Raw genomic sequence first — 8,477 nt, 5'->3', positions numbered from 1 at the left:
CCTCCTTCTTCTTTGACTTTGTAGGGAATGGCATTCAGCCAAACAAAGAGATAAACACTATCGGGTGTTCGAGATTGCCATGCTTTAAGCTGTGGTATGAGTTGATCGGTAATGCTGCTAATGGTGGCTTCAGAGACGTCCAATGAGTAAATCTCAGCGATGTGGTCTTTGATCGTCCTATAGCTCATGCCATTTGAAAGGCTTTGTTAAAGTCAAGGTTTGGCATACTGTCATTCCTTGTGTTTTGAGTAGTTTAAAGGAATGACACAAAATTTTGAACGCTACCTGTCAGATATTTTATATTCTCTCCTGTAGAATATTCTAATATTATCGAGTAGCTACCTTATTATGACCACTTTTTTTCCTTTATCGAATACTATTTCTGAACATTTATCTTATATGCTATTAGCCGTATTATACCTAATGAGTATTGCTTTGTGCGTATATAGTCTTTATCGTATCAAATGGGAAAAATTAGCGCAGTATCCCTTTACTCTTCATAACTTTTGTCTTTGGCTAATTACGCTAACATTATTTGCTCATGGTCGTACTGGCGTCTTACCCGGTCTCTCTCCATTTATATGCCCTAACAGCGGCAACTTTAATGATGGGAAAAAATATTGCTTATCTTTGTGCTGTTATTACTCAACTCTTTCTTTGGGCACTTGGAAGTGAGCCTTTAGCGCTCATTGGTTGGAATTGCTTGCTATATGCTGCTTTACCTGTGTATTTTTCAGATGCTTTTTGTCGACTCTTACAAAGACTGTTACCTAAGAATCCTTTTATTTTTACTTTAGGTGCAGGCTTTTTTGGTGGCATTTTGACTATGATAATTATTATGTGCGCGACTTCTTTATTATTGGCCATCACAGGTATTTATCCTCTTAGCCTTTCTACTGATAAATACCTTAAATTTTTACCTGTTATTGTTTATCCGGAAGGATTTATTAATGGCGTCATTATTACAGCAGTTGTTGCTTTTATGCCAAATACACTCTCTGCTTTTGACCCAGATCGTTATTTCATCAACAGGCCTTAAAATTCATATAAAACAATCTTTTATTTATTAAGATGCTATTTTCCTGTTCATCCTATTTAGGATTTATCAGAATAATATTGCAAATAAACCGTATTTTTGATACGGTTTGAGTCGGCAGCTCAACTGCCGTTTTAAAAGGAGATAATTATGCAATTTAACCTTACAGGAAAGCATCTAGATATTAGCGATGCTATGCGTGAACATATTGATCACATGTTATCTAGAATTGAGCAAATTCACGCGGGTGTTACTAGCGCACAAGTTACTTTGCAGATTGAAAAGCATGAAAAAATTGCAGAAGCGACGCTTCACGTTGCCAATGGAAAAGACATTCATGGAGATGCTCGCCACACAGATATGTATGCAGCAATTGATGGACTCGAAGAAAAACTCATCAAGCAACTACAAAAGCTTAAAGAAAAAGCAGAATCACATTAAACGCTTTTCTAAAAAAGCCCTGAACTTTCAGGGCTTTTATTTTAAAACCATTCTCTAGTTCTTTTAATTTTTAATTTAAAAGAAGATTCTTAATGTTTTATTCATTTTTATAAATAAATTCGACAGCCTTTCCTATAGGTTTGTTAGAATATTTTCTTTTTCCATTGAGTACACGAAATGCTGCCCAATCTTTCAGCAATTACTTTACTTGGACATTCTGGCGTAGGAAAAACCACATTAAGCACCATGTTAGCTAAAGACGGTTGGTTTCATTACTCTGGTGATTTTCGAATTGCAACGCGTTATCTTAATGAAGCGATTGATAATTGGTTACTTGAGCAAACACAAGCACTTCCTATTTTTTCAGATTTAATCTCTAAAAATGCTATTAGCATCAAGGGAAAGGTTTCTATTGAACAATTAGCGGTTATTTCTGCCTATATTGGTAAAATTGGTCGTCAGGGAATGTCTTACGATATTTTCTTACAACGACAAAAAGCTTTTATGCAAGCAGAAAAGTGCGCTATGTATGATATTGAGCAATTTATGCCGTTAGCACAAAAGCGCTATGGTATGACATCATTTAATAATGATGCGGGCGGAAGCTTAGGAGAGTATTTAGATGATGCTGCTTTAATGAATTTTCTTGCTAAACGTACTTTAATTGTTTATTTAGATGCAGGTGAAGAATTACAAGCGGAATTAGAAAGACGAGCGGTGCAATATCCTAAACCCATTTGTTATGACACAAGCTTTTTACAGCAGATGATAGAAACTTATGCTCAAGAAAGCGCTATAGCCCATCCCGATGATTTTGATAGCGACGATTTTTTACGTTTTGTAGGACCTAAGTTATTACGCCATCGTCGCCACCGTTATTCAGAAATTGCCAAACGCTACGGGATTTCATTACCTGTTGAAAAAGTTTGGGCATGTAAAGATGCTGGAGAATTTGCTTATCTATTAACTGAAACTTATCATAAACAAAGAGGAACATCATGCCATTAGTTGCTCACCGACCTTTTGAATCTTTTGATCGTATTCGACAGGAAGGACAAGAAGTCCTAGATGTTCATCGCGCGCATTCTCAAGACATTCGGGAATTGCATATTGGGCTATTAAATATGATGCCTGATGGTGCATTACAAGCGACAGAAAGACAATTTCTACGATTGATTGGTAGTTCTAATCGCATCGCTCAGTTCTACGTACATATTTTTACCATTGATGGCGTACCGCGTAGTCCTGAAATGCAAGAATATATTGATAAAACTTATGAAAAATTTGAAGCAGTTGCAGAAGAAGGCTTAGATGGCCTCATTGTCACTGGTACCAATCCTATCCATGCGGATTTATCAGATGAACCTTATGTCAATGAAATGAAAAAGGTATTTGAATGGGCGGATAATAATGTTACTTCTGTATTATGTTCCTGCTTAGCTTCTCATGCTGCTTTTAAATATTTCTACGGAATAGAACGCCAAGCACTTCCAGAAAAGCTTTTTGGGGTATTTTCTCATAAAGTCTTAGATAAAAAGCACCCTCTTCTTTCTAATGTTAATACGCGTTTTGATATGCCACATTCGCGTAAAAATGATGTTTCTGCTGAAACTTTAATTGCGCATGGTTTAGAAGTATTAGTAGCCGGTGAAGAAAGTGGTGTTGCTTTAGCCACCTCACCAGATGGGTTTCGCCATATTTATTTACAGGGGCATCCAGAATATGACGTACAAAGTTTACTACGTGAATACCGCCGAGATGCTCTGCTTTATCATGAAGGATTATTAGATAAAATGCCTTCACTTCCAGCGCATTATTTTAATGAACAATCGATGGCTTTATTGAATGCGTACTTTGACGGAAAAATCGCCGAGTTTCCAGATCAAGCCATTAGCGAAGAAATAGAAATTACCTGGCGGGATACGGCCAAAGGGATTTTTGCTAATTGGCTAGGTCTTATTTATCAACTCACACATCATGACCGAAAAAAAGTCTTTATGGATGGTGTTGATCCTACTGATCCTCTAGGCAGATTACATTCATGACAATGACTATAAAAGCTTGGATAGCACTTTCTATTGCTTTTATCACATGGGGTGCTTTCCCATTATTTGTTCGTGCAATGGATACTATGCGAGCAGATGAATTTTTATATGTTCGAATTGTTTTTTCTTTTCTCTGCTTATTATTGCTCTACGCTTGGAAAGGTAAACTCAAAAGCGCTTTTCAAACGATTTTGCGTCCACATTTTTTACTACAAGCTTCTATCAGCGCTGTTTTTATTGCGCTTAATTGGTATCTCTATATCGTCGCAGTTAATGAAAACTTAACGACTCAAGCCAGTATCGGCTATTTCATCACACCTTTAATCAATGTTTTATTTGGTGTATGGCTCTTTGGCGATAAGATGGATATCTGGAAAGCAACCGCATTAGGTTTTGGTCTAGCAGGCGTCATTTATCAGATGATTGCCCTACATATTATGCCATGGCTACCGTTAGGCATTGGCGCCGCTTTCGGGATTTATGGCAGTTTGAGAAAAAAAATGCGTATGCCACCGGTACAAGGTTTATTTGCCGAATTGTTAGTAATGTTACCGATTGTGTTACTTGCATGGGCTGCTTTGGTAGAGCAAGGAAAAGCTTTTAATTATGCAGCAGATCCTTCCATGATATTATGGTGTATTGCTGCTGGACTAATTACGCTTATCCCCCTTTTACTATTTCTTTACGCAGTTAATTACCTTTCACTTACTGCAGTGGGCTTTGCACAATACTCAAGCCCAAGTATTCAATTTTTGATTGCTATTTTTTATTTTCATGAGCCTTTTTCCATTTCACGACTCATTGCTTTTATATTGATTTGGATTGGGCTTGCTATTTACAGTGTAAGATTATTGCAAATGACTCGGAGAAAAAAATATGACTCGCATTAGTCTTTGTTGCGCTTGTACGCTAATAATAGCGGCTTGTAGCGCCCCTAACTCACCCGAAGCAATCGGAGAATATAATCTTTCTAAAGGGAAATGCACGAATATTAAGGATAATACTCGTGTTATCAACGATAAAATGACACAGGACGTTTGCAAAATGGTAGAGGGAGAGTTTGTCCCTAGAAATCATAAAAAACGGACTTGGTTTTAAGAAAATGTCAGTAAGAAAAATTAAAAAATATCCTAATCGAAGATTGTATGACACCGTTGCAAGTCACTATGTAAAAAGTGATGATATCCAGCGCTTATTAAGCGAAGGTGAACGAGTAAGTATTGTTGATGCACAAAGTGGTCGTGATATTACACGATCTGTACTATTAAATATCTTAGCAGAAGAAGCGCTTGATGAAACAGCAGCACCACTTTTCAGTGAAGCCATGCTCGCTGAAGCAGTAAGATTTGATGATAATTTCCTTGCTGGTATTTTGGCATTATTCTTAGAAAAAAGTATGCAAATGTTTTTAAAACATCAGCATATTTTTCAAGAACAGATGCGCAATTTTGATAGTGAAGGTCCACTATCAACCATTGAAAAGCTCATCGCCTTACAAGCAGAAACGCTAACAGGTGATACCAAACAAATTTCAATATTTTAGGAGAAAGAATGAGCGAACAAGAATGGACGCGTGATGACGCGGAGGCACTCTATAAAGTCAATGGCTGGGGCGCTGGCTATTTTGGTATCAATTCGTCGGGTAATATCGTCGTTAATGTACCAAATGCGCCTAATACGGCTATTCCATTAGTTGATCTTATTGACGGTATGCGTGCTAGAGGTAAAGAGATGCCTGTGCTTTTACGCGTACAAAATTTACTTGAAAATCAAATCAAACTAATTAACGAAGAATTTGCTAAAGCGATTGCAGATAGTAATTATCAAGGGCAATATCGCGGTGTTTTTCCGATTAAAGTAAACCAACAAGCACAAGTTATAGAAGATATTGTTCGCTTTGGTAAGCCTTATTCACACGGCTTGGAAGCAGGCTCTAAAGCGGAGTTAATGATAGCACTTTCCATGCTAAGAGAACCCGGACCTTTGATTGTATGCAATGGTTATAAAGATCGAGAGTTTGTAGAACTTGGTCTTGGAATGCTTAAACTTGGCTTTAAAGTGATTTTCGTTATCGAAACACCAGCCGAACTTCCAATTATTGTCGAAAGCTCGAAAGCGATGGGGATTCGCCCGATGATTGGCGTACGCGCTAAGTTGTTTTCTCATGTATCAGGACATTGGAATCTCACTAGTGGCGATAAATCTATGTTTGGTTTAAATGCTGCTCAATTAGTCGATGTTATTGATGGCTTAAAAGCGGCTGAAATGCTAGATTGCTTGCAGTTTTTACACTATCACTTAGGTTCACAAATTCCTAATATCCGCGATATTCGTACTGGTGTCCGCGAAGCTTGCCGTTATTACGTTGAGCTTGTTGAAGAAGGCGCACCTATGCAATATTTAGATTTAGGTGGCGGTTTAGCAGTTGATTATGATGGTAGCCGAAGCAGCGCTATTCACTCTCGAAATTACTCTTTAGAAGAATATTGCGTAGACGTTGTAGAAACCATTCAATCTGTGTTAGATGAGAAAAATATTCCGCATCCTACCATTGTTACCGAGTCAGGTCGTGCAACCGTTGCCTATTCTTCCGTTTTACTCTTTGACATTTTAGATGTTACTGGCTTTTCTGATGCACAAATGCCAGCTCGTCGAGAAAATGAAGAAAACGCAATGATTCAAAATCTGCATTATGCTTATGAAACATTAACTCCTAAAACTGCTCAAGAATCTTTTAACGATGCAGTGTATTATAGAGACGAAGCCAGAGATGCTTTTATGCGTGGGCATTTGTCTTTACGTACCCGAAGCGAAGTCGAACAAATCTTTATGAGCATCATGGCGGAAGTTGCCAAAATTGCGGAATCGCATCCTGATGCACTCTCTGAACCAGAACTACTAAAAACCATGTTAGCCGATATCTATTACGGTAACTTTAGCGTTTTCCAATCTTTGCCAGATGCTTGGGCGATTGACCAAATTTTCCCTGTGGTGCCATTGCATAGGCTTAACGAACGCCCTACCCGTAATACCATTGTTGCGGATATGACTTGCGATAGCGATGGAAAAATTGACCGTTTTGTTGAAGATGGTGAAATTCAGCGGGTATTGCCGCTTCATGAAATCAAACTCAATGAACCTTATTATTTAGGTGCATTCCTTGTTGGTGCTTATCAAGAAACTTTAGGTGATTTGCATAATCTCTTGGGCGATACCCATGTGGTATCTGTTTATATCCATGAAGATGGTAGTTTTGATTTTGTCAATGAAGTTGAGGGCGATAGCGTGGCAGATGTTCTAAGCTATGTGGAATATCAACCGCAAAATCTTCTCGCCCATTTCCGCGAAACCGCTGAACGAGCCGTTCGTAAAGGCACCATTACCCCTGCTGAACGTCAACGTTTAGTCAATATGTTTGAAGCCGGTCTGCGTGGCTATACTTACTATGAACAATAATGCTTTTGCGCATTGAATACACATTCAGATGACGTAAATATTTACGTCATCTGAACCATCAATTACCATGAATGACAACATTACTCATTATTTTCTAAATCGCGCTTATCTTAAAAGACATTCCCGCGCTCTCGCTATCCGCTCGCGGTATTCAATTTTCTTATTTATTGACGCCTATTCACATGGTTCACATACCCGCATCTCGAAACTATTATCGTTTTCTCCATTGGCAAAATATCGCTTACATAGAAACAAAAGACACTTCTCTCATCCTTTATTACTACGAAGGAACGCTGTTTAATGGCTTTCCAGAGGCAGACGAACCCATCCCGCGAAATATCAGTTCACCCGATTTATCTCTTACTCTGCCATTAGATAAATTAGACATCCCTTTTCAACACATTTATCAAATCATCCTTTCTGAGTGGGAAAGTCGCTGCTCCCAACGTCAGTATGCTCTGCCAACCTAATGTTTTTCTCACTTATGCTCTACTTTAGAAAATACCCTTCCACAACCGCATTACAATGCTTTGAGTCCGCCGCCAGACATTTGAGTTTTACCAAAGCCGCTCATGAACTCCACATGACCCAAAGTGCCGTCAGTAAACAAGTAGCGCAATTAGAAGCCATGCTACAAATCCAGCTTTTTCATCGCTCTCGACAACGCCTACATCTTTCTCCCATTGGACATAAATTCTTACAAGAAACCCAAGCGATTTTAAGCCGGATGGAAATTTCAGTCTTAAATGTCTTAGCGCATGGAGAAACCGCACAAGCGCTACATATTGCCTGCCATCCCACCTTATGCGCTCGCTGGTTTATCCCTCTTTTGAAAGGCTTTGGACAAAAACATTCCAATATCCATTTAGATATTAGTGATCAAATTGGTGGCGTATTAGCAGAAGATGAATGTATCGATATGGCGTTTCTCTATGGGGATGGCGTTTGGCCAAAAATGGAAGCAGAAAAACTTTTTGACGAACATTGCGTCGCCGTTTGTGCGCCAGACTTATTATCCGAACCAATAGAAAATCTAACGAATTTAAAGCAATACACCTTAATCCAATCTCGCTCTCGCCCACAAGCATGGATGGAATATTTTTCTTATCAAGGGCTTCCTCTAAAAGATACTTTTAGCGGTCCTCGTTTTGATACCTTTTATGCGTGTATTAGTGCTGCAATATTGGGTTGCGGTATTGCCTTAGTGCCAAAATTTTTGGTTCAACGAGAATTGTCCGATGGCAGATTGATAATACCGTGGCAGTTCGTATTAGAAAGTAATGGGGCTTACTATATGCTATACGATTCCGCACTCTCAGGAGACCCTAAAGTACAAGCAATGTGCGACTGGGTTTATCAGCATACACAACCATAAAAAATGCTCTCAATACAAAAAAGTATTTTCCTTTATTTTTTGCCTATACGGATTGCTTCTTATATAGCAGATTTATCAGCTATTCCTTCTTTATAATTATATAGCCTATTTTAATTATTTAATT

Annotated in this window: 10 protein-coding genes and 1 pseudogene; 10 read left to right on the top strand and 1 reads right to left on the bottom strand. The window is 38.4% G+C overall.

What is annotated here, in order from left to right; all coding sequences use genetic code 11:
• A pseudogene (locus A5N85_RS08235) lies at positions 1–197 on the bottom strand (transposase); the annotation flags it as partial.
• A 344-nt stretch (positions 198–541) separates the two neighbouring features.
• Here A5N85_RS08235 and A5N85_RS08230 point away from each other — a divergent pair.
• The 10 genes from A5N85_RS08230 to A5N85_RS08190 all read left to right on the top strand — a co-directional run bounded on the left by A5N85_RS08230 (position 542) and on the right by A5N85_RS08190 (position 8,353).
• Positions 542–1,039 (top strand): energy-coupling factor ABC transporter permease, encoded by a 498-nt coding sequence (locus A5N85_RS08230; RefSeq protein WP_072576803.1) that lies wholly within the window; start codon positions 542–544, stop codon positions 1,037–1,039.
• A 147-nt stretch (positions 1,040–1,186) separates the two neighbouring features.
• Complete coding sequence (gene hpf / locus A5N85_RS08225) at positions 1,187–1,477, top strand: ribosome hibernation-promoting factor, HPF/YfiA family (protein WP_072576802.1); 291 nt, start codon at positions 1,187–1,189, stop codon at positions 1,475–1,477.
• Positions 1,478–1,654: 177 nt separating this feature from the next.
• Positions 1,655–2,485, top strand: a complete 831-nt coding sequence (locus tag A5N85_RS08220) for a deoxynucleoside kinase (protein WP_072576801.1) — start codon at positions 1,655–1,657, stop codon at positions 2,483–2,485.
• On the top strand, positions 2,476–3,522 hold the full coding sequence (gene metA / locus A5N85_RS08215) for a homoserine O-succinyltransferase MetA (protein ID WP_072576800.1): 1,047 nt from the start codon (positions 2,476–2,478) through the stop codon (positions 3,520–3,522). The genes A5N85_RS08220 and metA overlap by 10 nt, the downstream gene beginning before the upstream one ends.
• The gene (rarD, locus tag A5N85_RS08210) at positions 3,519–4,412 is read left to right on the top strand and encodes an EamA family transporter RarD (RefSeq protein WP_072576799.1); all 894 of its coding nucleotides are present in this window, start codon (positions 3,519–3,521) and stop codon (positions 4,410–4,412) included. Before metA ends, rarD begins: the two co-directional genes overlap by 4 nt.
• A complete protein-coding gene (locus A5N85_RS08205; RefSeq protein WP_072576798.1) occupies positions 4,399–4,620 on the top strand; it encodes a hypothetical protein in 222 nt (73 codons plus the stop codon). The genes rarD and A5N85_RS08205 overlap by 14 nt, the downstream gene beginning before the upstream one ends.
• Before the next feature lie 4 nt (positions 4,621–4,624).
• Positions 4,625–5,065, top strand: coding sequence for a polyhydroxyalkanoate synthesis regulator DNA-binding domain-containing protein (locus A5N85_RS08200; protein ID WP_072576797.1), 441 nt, complete (start codon positions 4,625–4,627; stop codon positions 5,063–5,065).
• Positions 5,066–5,073: 8 nt separating this feature from the next.
• On the top strand, positions 5,074–6,978 hold the full coding sequence (speA, locus tag A5N85_RS08195; RefSeq protein WP_072576796.1) for a biosynthetic arginine decarboxylase: 1,905 nt from the start codon (positions 5,074–5,076) through the stop codon (positions 6,976–6,978).
• A gap of 182 nt (positions 6,979–7,160) precedes the next feature.
• A complete protein-coding gene (locus A5N85_RS15135; protein ID WP_143143224.1) occupies positions 7,161–7,448 on the top strand; it encodes a hypothetical protein in 288 nt (95 codons plus the stop codon).
• On the top strand, positions 7,448–8,353 hold the full coding sequence (locus A5N85_RS08190; RefSeq protein ID WP_346243172.1) for a LysR substrate-binding domain-containing protein: 906 nt from the start codon (positions 7,448–7,450) through the stop codon (positions 8,351–8,353). Before A5N85_RS15135 ends, A5N85_RS08190 begins: the two co-directional genes overlap by 1 nt.
• Positions 8,354–8,477 lie beyond the last annotated feature (124 nt).

This window comes from Suttonella ornithocola, assembly GCF_001889065.1.
Classification (GTDB): domain Bacteria; phylum Pseudomonadota; class Gammaproteobacteria; order Cardiobacteriales; family Cardiobacteriaceae; genus Suttonella_A; species Suttonella_A ornithocola.
Note: the sequence above shows the minus strand (reverse complement) of the source record. Positions and strands in the feature narration are given on the sequence as shown.